This window comes from Nonomuraea sp. KM90, from assembly GCF_052246675.1.
GTDB lineage: Bacteria > Actinomycetota > Actinomycetes > Streptosporangiales > Streptosporangiaceae > Nonomuraea.
Genome location: NZ_JBQQCB010000032.1, coordinates 1 through 16,594, shown reverse-complemented (window position 1 = coordinate 16,594; position 16,594 = coordinate 1). Strand labels below are relative to the sequence as shown.

Genomic DNA, 16,594 nt, shown 5'->3' with positions numbered 1-16,594 from the left:
CAGGATAGATGGGTGGACATCGACCTCGCGGATCTGGATTTCTGGCGCAAACCCCTCAAAGAGCGGAATGAGGCGTTCGCCCGGCTCCGGCAATTGGAGCTTCCGGTGTTCTTCCCTGAGAAGAAGGTGCCCTTCCTCCGCTCGGGCAAGGGCTTCTACGCCCTCGTACGACACGCGGACGTGGTCGAGGCCAGCCGCAACGCCAAGATCTTCTCCAGCGAGCCGGCCGTCACCAACCCGGAGCCGCCCGGCTGGGTGAAGCAGGTGTTCGGCGAGTCGATGGTCAACATGGACGACCCGCGCCACGCCCGCCTGCGCCGGATCGTCACCCGCTCGTTCAGCCCGAAGATGCTGGCCGGCCTGCAGAGCGACATCGAGGCCGCGTGCGCGCGCATCGTGGACGACGTCGTCGAGGCGGGGCCGCGCGACTTCGTCACCCAGGTGGCCGCCCGGCTGCCCATCCACGTCATCTGCGACATGCTCGACATCCCGCAGGAGCTGCGGGAGAAGGTCCACCAGCACGTCGACATCTCCACCGCCTACACCGGCGTGCGCCCCAGCCTGGCCCGCAGCGTCCAGATGGCCGGCCAGAACATGCTGGCCCTGCTCGCCCTGCAGCGCATGGTGATCAAGCTCGGCCACGAGCGCGTCGCCGACCCCAAGGGCGACCTGGTCTCCCTGCTGGTCAACGCCAACCCCGACGGCGAGAAGCTGACCGACAAGGAGCTCGGCTCGTTCTTCTCCCTGCTGCTGGTGGCCGGCAACGAGACGGCCCGCAACACGATGGCCCACGGCATCCGGCTGCTCACCGAGAACCCGGTGCAGCGCGAGCTGCTGATGAGCGACTTCGACGCGCACATCAACGGCGCGATCGAGGAGATGGTCCGCTACGTGTCGCCCATCATGCAGTTCCGGCGCACGGTCACCGAGGACTACTCGCTGCGCGGCCTGGAGCTGAAGCAGGGCGACAAGGTCGTGCTGTTCTACGGCTCCGCCAACCGTGACGAGTCGGTCTTCCCCGACGCCGACACGTTCGACATCACCCGCGACACCAAGCCGCACGTCGGCTTCGGCGGCCCCGGGCCGCACTTCTGCCTGGGCGCCAACCTGGCCAGGCAGGAGATGCGCACGATGTTCCGCGAGCTGCTGACCCGGCTGCCCGGCATCCGCTCGGTCGGCGAGCCCGAGCTGCTCCTGTCGAACTTCGACAACAGCGTCCGCAGCCAGGCGTTCACGTTCTAGCCGCCGCTCTCCCGGTCGTCATCGTCGTCGACGGCCAGGACGTTCGTCCTGATCGTGAAGAACGTGATCAGCGCCGCCACCACCATCATCCCGGCGCTGATCAGCATGGCCATCCGGAACCCGGCGTCGAACACCGGCGGGTTCTCGAACGCGTCGCCCACCAGCCCGACCAGCGGCGGCACGGCGGCCACGGCCAGCAGGCTGCCGGTGCGCGCCACCGCGTTGTTCACCCCGCTGGCCGTGCCGGCGTAGCGCTCGTCGGCGGTGGCCAGCACGGTCGCGGTCAGCGGCGCGACGGCCGCCGACAGGCCGAGCCCGAAGACGAACACCGCCGGCAGCACCAGGAGCAGGTAGGACGAGCCGAACCCGATCATGCTCATGAGCAGGAACCCGCCGGCCGCCACCAGGATCCCGATCGTCATGGGCCAGCGCGGGCCCACCCGCTTGGCCACGTCGCCGGCCCGGGCCGACAGCAGCATCATCAGGATCGTCGTCGGCAACATCGACAGCCCGGCGGCGATGGGGGAGAACCCCGACACCACCTGGAGCTGCACCACCAGCAGGAAGAACACCACGCCCATGGCCGCGTACATGATCAGCGTCACCACGTTCACCGCCGTGAACACGTGGTCGCGGAACATCCCCACCGGCACCAGCGCGTCGGGTGACCTGCGGATCTGGACCACCACGAACGCGACCCCCAGCGCCACCCCGGCCAGCAGCGGCGCCGGGGCGCCCTTCTCGATCAGGCCGTAGGTGATGCCCGCCAGCGCCAGCGCCGCCAGCACCGACCCGAGCACGTCGAACCGCCCGGCTGCCCGCTCGTCCTTGCTCTCCGGCACGTGCCGCAGTGTGACGAACACGATGAGCGCCGCGAACGGCAGGTTGATCAGGAACGCCCACCGCCACCCCGCCGTCTGCACCAGCCACCCGCCCAGCAGCGGGCCGATGGCGCTGGCCACGCCGCCGAGCCCCGACCACATCCCGACGGCCCTGGGGCGGTCGTGGCGCACGAACGACGCCTGGATGATGGCCAGCGAGCCCGGCGTGAGCAGCGCGCCGCCGATCCCCTGCAGGGCGCGCGCCGCGATGAGGAACTCGATGTTCGGCGACAGCCCGCACAGCGCCGAGGCCACCGCGAACCAGACGGTCCCGATGAGGAAGAGTCTGCGGCGGCCGTAGCGGTCGCCGAGGGAGCCGCCCAGCAGGATCAGCCCGGCCAGGGTGAGCGTGTAGGCGTTGATCGTCCACTGCAGGCCGTCCATGCGGGCGTCGAGCTCCCGCCCGAGGAACGGCAGCGCCACGTTCACCACGGTGCTGTCGAGCAGCGCCAGCCCGGAGCCGAGCACGGTCGCCAGCAGGATCCAGCGGCCGCGTGCCGACTTGAGCTCGACATGATCGTGGAGCTCTTCCGGGTGGTATGTCATGGAACGATCCTCCCACCCGCCATCAGTGGTACGTCCCCCGGGTATCTACGCGTTGCCCAAGGCCCGCAGCACGAACTCCGACACCAGCTCCCCGGCGCGCTCCACCGTCACGTCGCCACTGATCAGCGGCACCCGCTCGGCCCCGATGACGGCGAGGACCATCCGCGCCGTGGCCGCCACGTCGAGCACCCGGAAGTCGCCGGCGTCGATGCCGCTCTCCAGGATCTCCACCAGGATCCGCTGCATGGGCGCGACGTGCTCGGCCAGCCGCTGGTAGGCGTCGGGCCCCAGCGCCGCGCTGAGGTCGGCGGCGCCCGGATGGGGGTGGGCGAGCAGCCCCGTGAGCTGCAGTCGCACGAACACCCGCAGCCGGTCGGCGGGGGAGGCCCCGGCGGGCAGCTCCCGCTCGTAGCTGTCGATGAAGTATTGGGTCACGCGCTCGGTGAAGGCCAGCAGCAGCGCCGCCTTGTCGGGGAAGTAGTTGTAGAGCACCGTGCGGGTGATCCCGGCCTCGCCGGCCACGTCGGTCATGGAGATGGCGTCGATGCCCTGCACCCGCGACAGGCGCGAGACGGCCTGGAGGATCCGGTCGCGCGTCTGGGCGCGGTGCTCGCCGATGGTGGCGGCCGAGATGCGGGGCATACGCCCATCGTAGGCCGGACTCGGCGCGGCGTTCCGCGTAACTCGGATGAGAGCCGTACTACGACGTCCTCGGCGCCGTGGGCTGGCGTAAGTGGAGCCCGCACGGTGCAACCCTCGACCGGGTGCGGTTCACACGCGGTGCGTCTCCGCGCTCTACGAGGCGTTCGTGAACCGGCGGCTGCGGCGCAGCCGGTATCAGGCCGACGAGGAGCTCAGTCAGGGCCAGGCCGCCCGCGACCTGCGCGATCTCGCCGCCAAGGGCTGGTTGCAGCCGTACGGGGAGACGAAGGGCCGCTATTACCAGGCGGGGCCCAGGATGGCGCGGCTCAAGGAGGGCTTCGCCGAGCGGACCGTTCCTCTGCGCGACCCGTACCGGTAGGTCGCACGGCCGGCCGTCCGGCTTCTCGCCCCCGGGCGACGGTCAGGCGGCGGCCTTGACCACGTGCCTCAGCTCGGCCAGGACCTCCGCGTTGAGCTGGTAGGCCAGCCGGACCTCGCCGATCATCCGCTGCTGCTCGCGCTCGTCCAGCTCCAGGCCGAGCACGTCGAGGCGCGAGCGGTATTCGTTCTTGAAGCGCGGCAGGCTGCCCAGCTCGTCGAAGATGTAGAAGTCGACGCCCCCGCCCTTGGCGTAACCGTAGATCTTCTGCAGCTCCATGCGGATGAACTGGCCGCCCGACAGGTCGCCGAGGTAGCGGGTGTAGTGGTGGGCCACGTAGCCGCCCGGCCAGTCGGCCACCTGGTGGATGCGGGCCATCAGGGTGCGGGTGGACTTGGACGGCGCGATCCGGTCGCGCCAGCCGGGGCCGTAGACCGTGGCGAGGTCGCGCTCCAGCGCCGGCTCCCGGTAGAGCTCCGGGAACACGAACCGGCCGGCCACCGGGTGGTCGCTCAGCTCTCGTGACACGCCGTCGAGGGCGGTGTACGCGAAGTAGTGCTGGGCGACCATCTCGCCGTATTCGTGCTCGCTCAACCGCCCGGCCATCAGCGCTGAGAGATATCCCTCGGACTCGGCCGACTCGTGGTCGGCCCAGGTGGCATTCCTCAGGGTCTCGGAGAACGACGTGGTCACGGCCCACCTTTGCTCGTGCTGGCGTTTCATGACGAAGTGTCACAAACGTCGGCGTCCGGCGTCAAGCTGATGACGACACCATGTCATCAAAGCTTGCCTTCCCTCTCACGTACCCAGGAACGGAGAAGCCAAGAGCTCTCGAGCTCGCCCGGCGTCGGCCGTACGGTATGCGTATGGGCTGGGTGCGTGCGGAGGAGGCCGGCGCGGTCGGCGCGGTGCGCAGGAAGGCCGTCGCCCTGGCCGAGGCGGCCGGCTTCGACCAGCTGCTCGTCAGCCGGCTGGCGGTGGCCGTCAGCGAGGCCGTGTCCAACCTGGTCAAGCACGCCAGGGAGGGGGCCGCGCTGGTGCGGCCGCATCCCGAGGCGCCCGCCACGGTGGAACTCATCGCCCTGGACCGCGGGCCGGGCATGGCGGACGTGGCCCGCGCGCTGCGCGACGGCTACTCCACCTCCGGGACGCTGGGCATCGGCCTGGGCGCCATCTCCCGCAGCGCCTCCGGCTACGACGTGCACTCCCTGCCCGGCAAGGGCACCGTGCTGGCGATGTACTTCACCGCCGGCCGCACGGCCCGCCCGCCGCTGCGGGTCAGCGGCGTCACGCGGGCGGGCGGCGACGGGTTCGCCGTCCACCGGGCCGGCCCGGTCACGACCGTGCTGGTCTGCGACGCGGCCGCGCGCCTGCTTCCCGAGGTGGGCGGGCAGGAGCCGCAGGCGGTCGTGGCGCGGCTGCGCGCCGCGACGGCCGGTGCCGGGGGGATCGCGGTCGCCCGCGTCGAACCGGGCCGCGTGTCCTTCGCCGGGGTCGGCGACGTCTCCGGCTGGGTCGTGCACGGCGGGCGGCGGCGGGGGCTGACGCCCGGGGACGGCGCGCGGGGGTACGCGCTGCCCGCCCATGCCACCGTGGTCCTGCACACCGGCGGGCTGGCCGGCCGCTGGGACCCCGCGGCCCTGCCCGGCCTGTTCACCCGCACCCCGGCGGTGATCGCCGCCGCGCTGATGCGCGAGGCGGACGGCGGGGGTGACGACGTGTGCGTGGTGACGGTACGGCCGGGCCGGGACGACGCCTGAGCGGCCACCCAGGTCATGCGCTCGGGCGGGCGCTCAGGTCGTGGGCTCAGGTCGTGGGCTCAGGCGGTGCGCTCAGGCGGTGTGTTCAGGCGACGGCGTGCGCTCGGGCGGGCGCTCCGCGTAGTGGCAGGCGGCGTAGTGGTCGCCGACCGCCTCCAGCGCCGGCTCCACCTCGGAGCACCGGTCGGTGGCCTTCCAGCAGCGCGTGTGGAAGCGGCACCCGGGCGGCGGCGCCACCGGGCTCGGCGGGTCGCCGGCCAGCATGATGCGCGAGCGCCCCCGCAGCCGCGGCTTCGGCACCGGCGCGGCCGACAGCAGCGCCATCGTGTACGGATGCGCCGGCGCCCCGTAAACCCCGGCCGCCGGCCCCATCTCCGCCACCCGCCCCAGGTACATCACCCCCACCCGGTGCGAGACGTGCCGGACCACGGCCAGGTCGTGCGCGATGAACACCAGCGCCACCCCGAGCGTCCGCTGCAGCTCCGCGAAAAGGTTCACCACCTGCGCCTGCACCGACATGTCCAGCGCCGACACCGGCTCGTCGCACACGATCACGTCGGGCTCCGTGGCCAGGGCCCTGGCGATCCCGACCCGCTGCCGCTGCCCGCCGGAGAACTCGTGCGGGAACCGGTGCATCCGGTCCGGCGACAGCCCCACCAGCTCCAGCAGCTCCCCGACCCGGTCCCGCATGGCCCGCGCGTCCCGGGCCAGCCGGTGCACGCGCAGCGGCTCGGCCACGATGTCGTGCACGGTCATGCGTGGGTTGAGCGAGGTGAGCGGGTCCTGGAAGACCATCTGGACGCGGCGCCGGATGTCGCGCGGCACGCCGCCCCCGGAAAGGCCGCGGCCGAAGAACGGGCGGCCGCGGAAGGCGACCTCGCCCTCGTCGGGGCGTTCGAGGCCGACGAGCATCCGGGCCAGGGTGGACTTGCCGCAGCCGGACTCGCCGACGATGCCGAGCGTCTCCCCGGGGTACAGCTCCAGGTCCACGCCGGCCACCGCGCGTACGGCCCCGCCCCGGGAGAGCAGGCCGCCACGGTAGCTCTTGTGCAGGTTCGAGGCTGTCAACACCGGCTCGTGGTCAGGCGAGGGCGCCATCGAGCATCTCCTCCGAGTGGTGGCAGGCGGCGTACCGGTCGATCCCGGTGCGCAGGACGGTCAGCGGTGGCCTGGTGGTGCCGCACACCTCGCTGGCCCGGTCGCAGCGCGGCGCGAACGAGCACCCGGGCGGCGTCTCGGCCGGGCTCGGCGGGGCGCCGGGGATGGCGCGCAGCTCCGAGGCCGGGCTGTCCAGGTCGGGGATGGCGGCCAGCAGGGCGGCGGTGTACGGGTGCGCGGGCAGGTCGTACAGCTCGCCGACCTCCCCGCTCTCCACGATCCGCCCCGCGTACATCACCGCCACCCGGTCGCTGACCTCGGCCGCCACCCCGAGATCGTGCGTGATCAGCAGCACGGCGGTGCCCAGCTCGCGCCGCAGCCGGTCGATGAGCTCCAGGATCTGCGCCTGCACGGTCACGTCGAGCGCGGTCGTCGGCTCGTCGGCGATGATCAGGTCCGGTTCGAGCGCCACCGCCATGGCCACCAGGATCCGCTGCCGCATCCCGCCGGAGAACTGGTGCGGGTAGTCGTCGATCCGCTTGGCCGGGGCCGGGATGCCCACCAGGCCCAGCATCTCGATCGAGCGCGCCCTGGCCTGCTTGCGCGACAGGCCGAGGTGCACCCGGTACAGCTCGCCGATCTGGTCGCCGATGCTGAGCACCGGGTTGAGGGCCGACAGCGCGTCCTGGAAGACGAGCGTCATCTCGCTGCCGCGCAGAGCCCGCCGCTCCTCGGCGCCCATCGCGAGCAGGTCGCGCCCGCCGAGCCGGGCAGCCTCGCAGCTCACCCGGACGTTCGGCTGGTCGAGCAGGCCCATGACGGCCTTGGCGGTGACGGATTTGCCCGAGCCGGACTCGCCGAGCAGCGCGAGCGTCTGGCCGCGTTCGATGGTCAGGTCCACCCCGCGCACGGCCGGGATCTCGCGCCCGTGGGCGGTGAACGTGACGTGCAGGCCGCGTAGCTCCAGGACCGGTGGTTCGCTCACCGCACCCCCTCCTCGATTGTGACGAAAGCTGGCGTAGAGATTGGCTTGGCTGCCGGAAAACAACTTCAATATTGTCTTTCGCGCCCGATCCTGGCAAACTTCCCGCAATTGAACAAGAGGGGTTACCAGATGCTGGAAGCTGCGAAGAGCTACAAGGGCTACCGTTCCTACGAGTACCTGGAGGCAGGTGTCGACTACCGCCGGTTCGACCTGGCGCCGGAGCTCGGCCGGGTCCCGGCGTACGCGGGGCCCGAGCTCACCTCCGAGCAGAGCGGGCGCGTACGCCGCCTGCTCACCGACAGCCTGGTCGTCTCGCTGCACGACCACCCGTCCGTCTTCCCCGACGACATCAGCGAGACCGTCGACTACAACCGCACCGCCCGCCACCACACCGGCTACGAGGGCCTGGCCCGCTCCGGCATGACGGTCGTCTTCGACAACCTCATGGACGGCACCTGCTGCATCACCAGCCAGGCCGGCTGGAAGTGGAACGACGTGGTGGCCGACATCGGCATGCGCCTGTCGGACCTCGCCCACCAGGACTTCCTGATCAAGGTCGAGCGCCTGGCCGACGTGCACCAGGCGCACGCGAGCGGCCGCATCGGCCTCGTGCTCGCCCTGGAGGCGGCCACGATGATCGAGAACGAGGTCGACCGGATCGACATGCTGTACGGCTTCGGCGTGCGCCAGATGGGCATCGCCTACAGCGAGGCCAACACGCTGGGCAGCGGCCTGAAGGAGCGCGGCGACGGCGGGCTGACCCTGTTCGGCGAGAAGGCCGTGCGCCGCATGAACAAGCTGGGCATCGCCATCGACGTCTCCCATTCCGGCGACCAGACCTCGCTCGACACCATCCGCCACTCGACCAGGCCGATCCTCATCACCCACGCGGGCGCCCGCTCGGTCTGGCCCACGAACCGGATGAAGCCGGACTCGGTCATCAAGGCCGCGGCCGAGCGCGGCGGCGTGATCGGCCTGGAGGCGGCCCCGCACACCACCCTGTCGCCCGACCACCCCAGGCACAGCCTGGAGTCGGTGATGGACCACTTCACCTACTGCGTGGACCTGGTCGGCATCGACCACGTGGCCTTCGGCCCGGACACGCTGTTCGGCGACCACGTCGGGCTGCACGACACGTTCGCCGAGCACCTGTCGCTCAACGAGGCGCACGCCGGCGTCGGCTACGAGAAGGTGCCCTACGTGGACGGCCTGGAGAACCCGGCCGAGTGCTTCTGGAACATCATCGCCTGGCTCGTCACCCACGGGTACTCCGACGACGAGATCACCAAGGTCGTGGGCGGCAACGTCATGCGCGTACTGGAAGAGGTCTGGATCTGATGAGACGTGCGGCTCTCCTCACCGCGCTGGCCGTCGCGCTTACGGCCTGCGCCCCCAGCGTCCCCGGCCAGTCCGGCTCGACCGGCTCCCAGGACGGCTCGCAGGCGCCGGCCTCGGCCGACCGGCTGACCATCGGCACGACCGCCGACGTGGTCAACTACAACCCCCTGGTCGGCAACAGCCGGACGGACTCGTGGGTCACCAACCTCATGTACCCCCACCTGACCCAGATGGACGGGACCGGCAAGCGCATCCCGTACCTGGCGACCGAGTGGTCGTACGCCGAGGACGGCAAGACGGCCACGGTCAAGCTGCGCGACGACATGAAGTGGTCCGACGGCAAGCCGGTGACCGCCGACGACGTCGTGTTCTCGATCACGGCCGTGCAGAAGGAGAAGTTCGGCGTGGTGGCCGGGCTCATCACGGCGCTGGACGAGGCCGAGGCCGTCTCGCCGACCGAGGTGCGGTTCAAGCTGAGCCGCCCCGACGGGACGTTCCTCGACAACGTGGGCTTCTGGCTGCCCGTCGTGCCCAAGCACGTCTTCGAGAAGGCGCCGAGCGTGCAGAAGTTCGCCAACGACAAGGACTGGGTCAGCGCCGGGCCGTTCAAGCTGACCAAGGTCGAGCGCGGCCAGCGCTACATCATGGAGCGGGTGGACGACTTCGGCCCCGGCACGCCGGCGGTCAAGGAGATCGTGTTCCGGGTCTTCCCCGACGTCAACACCGAGGTCCTGGCGCTGCGCAACGGCGAGATCGACCTGATCGGCAACGTGCTGCCGCCCGCCACCGCGACCGACCTGAAGAACGACCCGAAGGTCAAGCTGCAGCAGATCCCGTCGCTGGGCTGGGCGCACCTGCAGTACAACACCAAGCGCAAGCCGCTGGACGACGTACGCGTCCGCCAGGCCCTGGCACACGCCGTGGACTACGAGGCCATCAGGAACATCGCGCTCAAGGGCTTCGCCAAGTCCTCCAACTCCAGCGTCCTGACGCCGTCGCTGCCCGCCTGGACGGACCCGGCGTCGAAGGAGTACGTCTTCGATCCCGAGCAGTCCAAGAAGCTGCTGGCCGAGGCCGGGGCGTCGAACCTCAGCCTGAGCATGGTCTACGACCAGGCCGACCCGAACATCGCCCGCTGGGCCCCCATGGTCCGCGACGCGGCGAAGAAGGCCGGGATCACGATCAAGCTGCAGGGCCTGGAGCGCAACACGTACCTGGACAAGACCCTGAAGCGGGACTTCGACATCTACGCCGGATCGTGGGCGGTCATGGACAACCCGCCCGCCAACCTGGGGCTGGCCTTCAAGACCGGCGGGTTCATCAACTACGCCCAGGTCAGCGACCCCAAGCTGGACGAGCTGATCGACCGGGCACAGCGGGCGCTCACCATGGAGGAGGCCAAGGCGCCGATCCAGGAGGCCGCTCGGATCATCCATGACCAGGTCTACGACAACGTCCTGTACGTGGAGACGTTCAACATCGCGCACTCCACGAAGTGGACCGGGTTCCAGCCGATGCCGAGCGAGCTGCTGTCCGTCCTGAACCCGCTCTCCCTCGCCTCGGCGAAGCCGGCGGGCTGATCGCCATGCGGTTCATCGGCCTCCGGCTGGCCCGCGGCCTGCTCACCCTGTGGTTCGCGGTCACGGTGACGTTCTTCCTGGTCCGCCTGCTGCCCGGCGACCCGGTGCTGGCCGTGGCCGACCCGAACATGACCGAGGAGCTGCGCCAGAAGCTGCTGGCCGACTTCGGCCTGGACAAGCCCCTGGCCGCCCAGTACGTCGACTACCTCGGCCAGCTCCTGCACGGCAACCTCGGCATGTCGTTCCGCCAGTCGATCCCCGTGACGACCGTGCTCATGGAGCGGCTGCCGTGGACGCTGATCCTGACGATGTCGGCCATGGCGGTGACGATCGTGCTGGGCATCCCGCTCGGCGTGCTCGCCGCCACCAGGGCCAAGGGGTGGGTGGACCGCGTCATCCAGCTCACCGGCGTCACCGCGCAGTCGCTGTTCGTGCCGAGCGTCGGGATCTTCCTCATGTACGTCCTGGGGGTCTGGCTGGGCTGGTTCCCCATCGGCGGCGCGGTCGATCTCGACGCCACCGGCTTCGCCGCGACGCTCAGCATGCTGCACCACCTGGTGCTGCCCTGCCTGTCGCTGGTTCTCATCCAGCTCGGCGGCTACGTGCTGACGATGCGGACCACGCTCATCGACGCGCTCGGCGAGGACTACGTCTCGCTGGCCAAGGCGAAGGGCGTGCGCCCGGGGGCGGTCGTGTGGAAGCACGCCCTGCGCAACGCGCTGCTGCCGACCACCACGATCGCCGGGCTCCAGCTCGGCACCCTGGTGGGCGGCGCGGTGCTGACCGAGACGATCTACGCCTACCCGGGCATCGGCCGCGCCATCTACGAGGCGGTGGGCCAGCTCGACTTCCCTGTCCTCCAGGGCGCGTTCGTGCTGCTCGCGGCCGCCGTCGTGGTGGCCAACCTGATCACCGACGTGGCCTACGGAATCCTCGACCCCAGGGTGCGTACCTCATGACGGCAGTCGCTGTGGAGCTCACGCCGCGCCGGCGGACCTGGGCCTCCTTCCGCCGCAACCCCCTCGGCGTGGCCAGCGGGATCCTGCTGATCCTGCTGGCCCTGGTCGCGATCTTCGCACCGCTCATCGCGCCCTTCCCCGAGGGGTACGGCGCCGACACCTCGCAGCCGCCCTCGGCCGCGCACTGGTTCGGCACCGACGACATCGGCCAGGACGTCTTCGCCCAGGTCATCTGGGGTGCCCGGGTCAGCATGGCGGTCGGCGTCAGCGCCTCCGTGCTGGCCATCGGGATCGGCCTGCTCATCGGCGTCAGCGCCGCCTACTTCCGGCGCCTGGACACGCCGCTCGGCGTGCTGGTGGACCTGTCGCTGTCGCTGCCCGTGCTGCCGCTGATGATCCTGGTGGCGGCGCTGGCCGGGCCCAGCGTGCGCACGCTGGCCGTGGTCATCGCGCTGTTCAGCTGGCCCAAGGCGGCCCGCGTGGTCCGCTCGCAGGCGCTGTCGATCGTGCCCATGCCGTTCGTGTCGGCGGCCAAGGTCGTCGGCGGCTCGTCGTTGTGGATCGTGCGCAAGCACCTGCTGCCCGGCGTGGTGCCCGTCGTCGGCGTGTCGGTGGTGCTCACCACCTCCCGCGCCGTGCTGGCCGAGGCCGGGCTGTCCTTCCTCGGCCTGGGCGATCCGAACAGCTGGTCCTGGGGCACGATCCTGCACAAGGCGCAGCAGTCGGGCGCGCTCGCCTCCGCCTGGTGGACCACGCTGTTCCCGTCGCTGGCCATCCTGCTGCTGGTCCTGTCCACGACCCTGCTGTCCGTGGCCTACAACGACGCTCGCAACCACAGGAACGACACATGACCTTCTCCCAGAGGCTGCCCGACACCTTCTACGCGGGCGCGCTCGACCGGGTCCGGGCTCTCATGGCCGCCGAGGGGCTGTCGGCGCTGCTGCTCGACGACCCGCTCGACGTCGCCTACCTCACCGGCTTCCACCACTTCCCGAACGAGCGGCCGGTCGCCTGCTGGCTGCCGCTCGACGGCGACCCGGTGCTGCTGGTGCCCGACCTGGAGCGGGAGTACGCCCAGGACCAGCGGGCCCGGGCCGAGATCGTGGCCTACCCGGAGTTCCCCGGGATCAGGTCGCCGTTCGCGGTGCTCGCCGGGCACGTACGCGTCCCCGGCACGGCCGGGTACGCGCCCTCCATCAGCGTCGCCCGTACGCGGGCGCTGGCCGAGGCGTTCCCCGCGACCCGCTGGAGCGCCTGCGACGCGGTCGGCCGGGTGCGGCTGCGCAAGCAGCCCGAGGAGATCGCGCTGCACGAGGAGGCCGCCCGCATCGCCGACCAGATGATCGAGGCCGGCGTCGAGCTGGTCAGGGCGGCCGTCGAGGCGGGCGGCGAGCTGCCCGCCGAGACGGAGCTGGCCGCGCACGTCATCTCGTACGGCTCCCGCCTCATGTACGCCGGGCACGAGGACGTCGTCGTGGTCCCCATGCTCACCGGCGGCCTGGTCTACGGCGGGCCCAACTCGGCCCAGCCGCACCGCCTGCCCGGCGGCGACCGGCTGCGGGCGGGGGAGACGTTCATGCTGTCGCTGGGCTGCGCGGTCGGCGGCAGGTTCGTGGAGAGCGAGCGCACGTTCGTCATCGGCGAGCCCAGCTCGCGGCAGGCCCGCTACTACGAGGCGGTCCGGGAGGCGCAGGAGGTCGGCACCGAGGCGCTGATCCCCGGCGTCACCTGCGAGGAGGCCAACCGCCGCTGCCTGGAGGTGATCGAGGAGGCCGGGCTCGCCGAGCACATCCGCCACCGGCAGGGCCACGGCATCGGGCTCGGCTTCCACGAGCCGCCCTGGCTGTCGGACGGCGACGCGACCGAGCTGGCCCCCGGCATGATCCTGTCCAGCGAGCCCGGCGTGTACGTGCCGGGCCACGCCGGCTACCGCATCTCCGACACCGTCCTGGTCACCGGGTCGGGGCCGCGCCGGCTGACGGCGTACCCGCGCGAGCTCACCGACGTCATCATCTGAAAGGGACCCGCTTTGCTCGTCGACATCAACGACAACCCACTCAACGTCGAGATCCTCGGCGAGGGCGAGAACGTGATCATCGCCCACCACGGCGCGCCGGGCCTCGGCTCGCTCGCCGAGCCCAGGAGCAGCTTCGGCCGGCTCGCCGACGCGTACAAGGTGGTCGTCTTCGACGCCCGGGGCTCCGGGGCCAGCGGCCTGACCGGCCCGTTCACGCACGAGCAGTGGGTGGCCGACGTCGAGGGCCTGCGCGAGTGGCTCGGCGCCGAGCGGGTGGTGATCGCCGGCGGCTCGTACGGAGGCTTCATCGCCATGGAGTACGCCGCCCGCCACCCGGACCGGGTGAGCGCCGTGGTGCTGCGCGACACCTCGGCCGACAACGCCAACCAGGAGCTGGCCACGCGCAACGCCGCGGCCTCCGCGCGGGTGCGGATCGACCGGGACAAGCTCGACCGGATCATGTCCGGCACCGTGCGCGACGACGACGACCTGCGCGACTGCTGGCGCGAGATCCTGCCCCTCTACGACCACGACTACGACCCGGCCGCGGTGGAGCGGCGGGTGGCCGCCACCCCCTACCACTACGAGACGCACAACTACGCCTTCGCCGTGAACCAGCCGAACTACGACATCAAGCACCTCCTGCCCGGCATCGAAGCCCCCACCCTGGTGACCGTCGGGCGGCACGACTGGATCACGCCTCCCGAGTGCAGCGAGCTGATCGCCCGCCTCATCCCCCGAGCCGAGCTGCGGATCTTCGAGAAGTCGGGGCACTCGCCGCAGGTCGAGGAGGCCGAGCTGTGGGAGGCCACCGTCCGCCAGTTCCTCGCCACCGCGCTGGGCGAGGTGCGAGTACGGGCCTGATCGCGCGATGATGCCCCCGATGGAAGATCTCGACGAACTGGACCGCAAGATCCTCGCCGCGCTCCACGTGAACGGCCGGGCCAGCTGGACCGACATCGCCCAGCTGCTCGGCATCTCCACCACCACGGTGGCGCGCCGGGCCCAGCACCTGATCGGCGCGGGCCTGGCCCGGGTGGCGGTGCTGCCGCACCTGGAGCACGAGGGGCCCGTCCACGTGTTCATGGTGCGGCTGACCTGCGCGCCCGGCAGCCAGCTCAGGGTCGCGGGACTGCTGGCCAGGAACCCCGACATCCGGTACGTCACCATCGTCACCGGTGGGTACGACATCGTGTTCGAGCTGGTCGCGCCCAAGCACCGCGACCTGTACTCGATGCTGGTCGACTTCGTCCACTCCGTGCCCGGGGCCCAGCAGAGCAACGCCGACCTGGTGCTGCACACGTACAAGGTCAGCTACGACTGGAGCGTCCCGGTGCTGGGGGACCGGGCGGCGCCGTTCGCGCTGCGGCGGCCCGCGCACATGTGCGAGCGCGGGCACCTCGACGACGTCGACCGGGAGGTGCTCGCGGCGATGCGCGAGGACGGCCGGGCCAGCTTCCAGTCCGTCGGCCGCCGCCTGGGCATCAGCGAGAGCACGGCCCGGCGGCGGCTGGAGGCCATGCTGGAGCGCGGCTGCGCCACGATCACCACGTTCATCCCGGCCGCCGCGCTCGGCTACGAGGCGGAGATCCTTTTCTGGCTGTCGGTCGAGCCCAGCATGCAGGACAGCGTGGCCGAGCGGCTGTCGAACGAGCGCGGCGTGCGGATGATCGCCTCCATGCTGGGGCAGGCGTCGCTGATCTGCGAGGTGATCGTGCCGACCACGGCCGACCTGCACCATTTCACCTCCCGCACGCTGGCCTCCGTCCCGGGGATCCAGTCGTGGACGGCGGGCGTGCAGGTGCTGACCGTCAAGCGCGGCTTCCTCATGGTGCCCTGGGCCGAGGACCGGATCGCGGCGGCCCTGGCCGGTTGACCGCTCACAGGGGCGGGAACGGCAGGCCGCTCGTGTCCAGCTCGAACGAGCCCCGGGCCACGGCGAGCCGGCGGTCACCGCCGTCGGACGCCTCCGGCAGGAGCTCGACCGGCAGCGTGAAGCCGCGCCTCCTGGACGCCAGGCTGGGCCACTCGTGCACCTCCTCGATCGACCCCCCGCCCTGCTTCCTAAGCTCCGCGACGAGGGCCCGCTCGGCGGCGTCGCCCCACGTGTCCGGGGTGCCGGCGAACGCCGCCGGGTCCTCCTTGACGGCCGCCTCGTGGACGCCGCGCAGGACGGGCCCCGCCCGGCCGCCCGACACCATGTTGGCCGGGGCCCTGATGTGCCAGCGGTAGACCAGCGCCATGCCGCGCTCGGAGGTGACCACCTCCTTGACGCGGGCCGGGCGGGGCCCGTCCGGCGACGGCACCGTCCACGTGGGCGGACCGGCGGGCGCGTCCCAGGGGGTCTCGCCGATGTCGCGGATCCGCAGCCGCGCCATGGGCCACATCGCGCGGCGGAAGCCGTCCACGGTACGCGCGGCCATCTGGAAGCGGTAGAACCAGTGCCAGCCGCGGAACATGTCGTACTCCTCGACCGTGGCCAGCGCGCGCCGGCCGCCGCCCTCCTGGGGGACCGCGGGCCGGGAGGTGTACTTGCGCTGGTTCTCGTCGAACAGCGCCGCGCCGTTCGCGCCCCAGGCGAGGGCGACGTCGATCCCGAAACGCCCGACGGCCTCCGCGAACGCGACGCGGTCGGTGGCCTTGAGGTAGGCGAGGAGGCCCGGCAGCTCGGCCTCGCCGACGGCGGCCCCCGGGGCGGGGCCGGCGGCCAGGCCCGCCGTCCAGTGGCACGGCCCCAGCGAGACGAACGCCCGGTCGTAGGCGTTGAGGCCGTCGAAGTAGCCGACCGCCTCGACCTCGCTCACCGCGCGCACCACCTTGTACGTGCTGAGGGGCGCGCGGTCGGCCGCGTCGAGCAGCTCCCGCAACGTGGGCCCCCGTCCGCCTCCGCCCTCGCTCCCGTCGTGTCCGGGGGCGGGCAGGAGGTGCTCGGGCAACATCTCGCCCTCCGGCCGCCACGTGTGCCCGAACTCCGGCCAGGACCGGGGCCCCTGCCAGTCCGGCGGGGCGTCCGGGGGCGGGGTGCCCAGGACCCGCCAGTCGCCGGCCACGTCCAGCTCCGGGTGCGCGGGGGCGACGGGCGGGCGGGCCGGGCGCGGCCAGGTCCGGGTCAGGTCGCGGACGTAGAAGCGCGGTCCGTTCGCGGTGACCTCGCGTCCCCAGACGTT

16 protein-coding genes are annotated in these 16,594 nt (G+C 71.6%); 10 read left to right on the top strand and 6 right to left on the bottom strand.

The genetic code is table 11. The features are described 5' to 3' along the window. The first annotated feature begins 12 nt into the window (after positions 1-12). The gene (locus ACTWPW_RS28315) at positions 13-1,242 is read left to right on the top strand and encodes a cytochrome P450 (RefSeq protein WP_443170426.1); all 1,230 of its coding nucleotides are present in this window, start codon (positions 13-15) and stop codon (positions 1,240-1,242) included. Here ACTWPW_RS28315 and ACTWPW_RS28310 read toward each other — a convergent pair. Both ACTWPW_RS28310 and ACTWPW_RS28305 read right to left on the bottom strand, forming a co-directional pair. After that, positions 1,239-2,669: an MFS transporter gene (locus ACTWPW_RS28310; protein ID WP_375116575.1), complete on the bottom strand. Its 1,431-nt coding sequence runs from the start codon at positions 2,667-2,669 to the stop codon at positions 1,239-1,241. The genes ACTWPW_RS28315 and ACTWPW_RS28310 overlap by 4 nt on opposite strands. A 45-nt stretch (positions 2,670-2,714) precedes the next feature. After that, positions 2,715-3,311 carry a TetR/AcrR family transcriptional regulator gene (locus ACTWPW_RS28305; RefSeq protein WP_375116574.1) on the bottom strand — a complete coding sequence of 199 codons (597 nt, stop codon included), beginning with the start codon at positions 3,309-3,311 and terminating at the stop codon, positions 2,715-2,717. Positions 3,312-3,477: 166 nt separating this feature from the next. Here ACTWPW_RS28305 and ACTWPW_RS28300 point away from each other — a divergent pair, with 166 nt between their 5' ends. Next, positions 3,478-3,690 (top strand): hypothetical protein, encoded by a 213-nt coding sequence (locus ACTWPW_RS28300; RefSeq protein ID WP_375116573.1) that lies wholly within the window; start codon positions 3,478-3,480, stop codon positions 3,688-3,690. Between the two features lie 42 nt (positions 3,691-3,732). Here the strand turns inward: ACTWPW_RS28300 and ACTWPW_RS28295 are convergent, their stop codons facing one another. Next, positions 3,733-4,413, bottom strand: coding sequence for a biliverdin-producing heme oxygenase (locus ACTWPW_RS28295; RefSeq protein ID WP_443170425.1), 681 nt, complete (start codon positions 4,411-4,413; stop codon positions 3,733-3,735). A 143-nt stretch (positions 4,414-4,556) separates the two neighbouring features. On the opposite strand from ACTWPW_RS28295, the gene ACTWPW_RS28290 reads away from it, so the two are divergent. Then, complete coding sequence (locus tag ACTWPW_RS28290) at positions 4,557-5,450, top strand: ATP-binding protein (protein WP_375116571.1); 894 nt, start codon at positions 4,557-4,559, stop codon at positions 5,448-5,450. 72 nt (positions 5,451-5,522) lie between these two features. On the opposite strand, the gene ACTWPW_RS28285 is transcribed toward ACTWPW_RS28290, so the two are convergent. Then, a complete protein-coding gene (locus ACTWPW_RS28285; RefSeq protein ID WP_443170424.1) occupies positions 5,523-6,548 on the bottom strand; it encodes an ABC transporter ATP-binding protein in 1,026 nt (341 codons plus the stop codon). After that, on the bottom strand, positions 6,532-7,533 hold the full coding sequence (locus ACTWPW_RS28280) for an ABC transporter ATP-binding protein (protein ID WP_375116569.1): 1,002 nt from the start codon (positions 7,531-7,533) through the stop codon (positions 6,532-6,534). Before ACTWPW_RS28280 ends, ACTWPW_RS28285 begins: the two co-directional genes overlap by 17 nt. A gap of 129 nt (positions 7,534-7,662) precedes the next feature. On the opposite strand from ACTWPW_RS28280, the gene ACTWPW_RS28275 reads away from it, so the two are divergent. From ACTWPW_RS28275 to ACTWPW_RS28245, 7 genes are read left to right on the top strand one after another with little or no spacing between them, the layout of a single operon-like run. Next, positions 7,663-8,871, top strand: a complete 1,209-nt coding sequence (locus ACTWPW_RS28275) for a dipeptidase (protein WP_364112136.1) — start codon at positions 7,663-7,665, stop codon at positions 8,869-8,871. After that, positions 8,871-10,451 carry an ABC transporter substrate-binding protein gene (locus ACTWPW_RS28270; protein WP_443170423.1) on the top strand — a complete coding sequence of 527 codons (1,581 nt, stop codon included), beginning with the start codon at positions 8,871-8,873 and terminating at the stop codon, positions 10,449-10,451. The genes ACTWPW_RS28275 and ACTWPW_RS28270 overlap by 1 nt, the downstream gene beginning before the upstream one ends. Positions 10,452-10,456: 5 nt before the next feature. Beyond that, positions 10,457-11,410 (top strand): ABC transporter permease, encoded by a 954-nt coding sequence (locus tag ACTWPW_RS28265; protein WP_375116567.1) that lies wholly within the window; start codon positions 10,457-10,459, stop codon positions 11,408-11,410. Continuing rightward, entirely contained in the window at positions 11,407-12,261 is an 855-nt protein-coding gene (locus tag ACTWPW_RS28260; RefSeq protein ID WP_443170422.1) for an ABC transporter permease, read from the top strand. The genes ACTWPW_RS28265 and ACTWPW_RS28260 overlap by 4 nt, the downstream gene beginning before the upstream one ends. After that, on the top strand, positions 12,258-13,427 hold the full coding sequence (locus tag ACTWPW_RS28255) for a M24 family metallopeptidase (protein WP_375116566.1): 1,170 nt from the start codon (positions 12,258-12,260) through the stop codon (positions 13,425-13,427). The genes ACTWPW_RS28260 and ACTWPW_RS28255 overlap by 4 nt, the downstream gene beginning before the upstream one ends. A 12-nt stretch (positions 13,428-13,439) precedes the next feature. Further along, the gene (locus tag ACTWPW_RS28250) at positions 13,440-14,291 is read left to right on the top strand and encodes an alpha/beta fold hydrolase (protein ID WP_443170421.1); all 852 of its coding nucleotides are present in this window, start codon (positions 13,440-13,442) and stop codon (positions 14,289-14,291) included. A 19-nt stretch (positions 14,292-14,310) separates the two neighbouring features. Continuing rightward, entirely contained in the window at positions 14,311-15,303 is a 993-nt protein-coding gene (locus ACTWPW_RS28245) for an Lrp/AsnC family transcriptional regulator (protein ID WP_364112148.1), read from the top strand. A 4-nt stretch (positions 15,304-15,307) separates the two neighbouring features. Here ACTWPW_RS28245 and ACTWPW_RS28240 read toward each other — a convergent pair. Next, the coding region (locus ACTWPW_RS28240) for a hypothetical protein (protein ID WP_443170420.1) at positions 15,308-16,594 on the bottom strand (1,287 nt) is incomplete at its 5' end.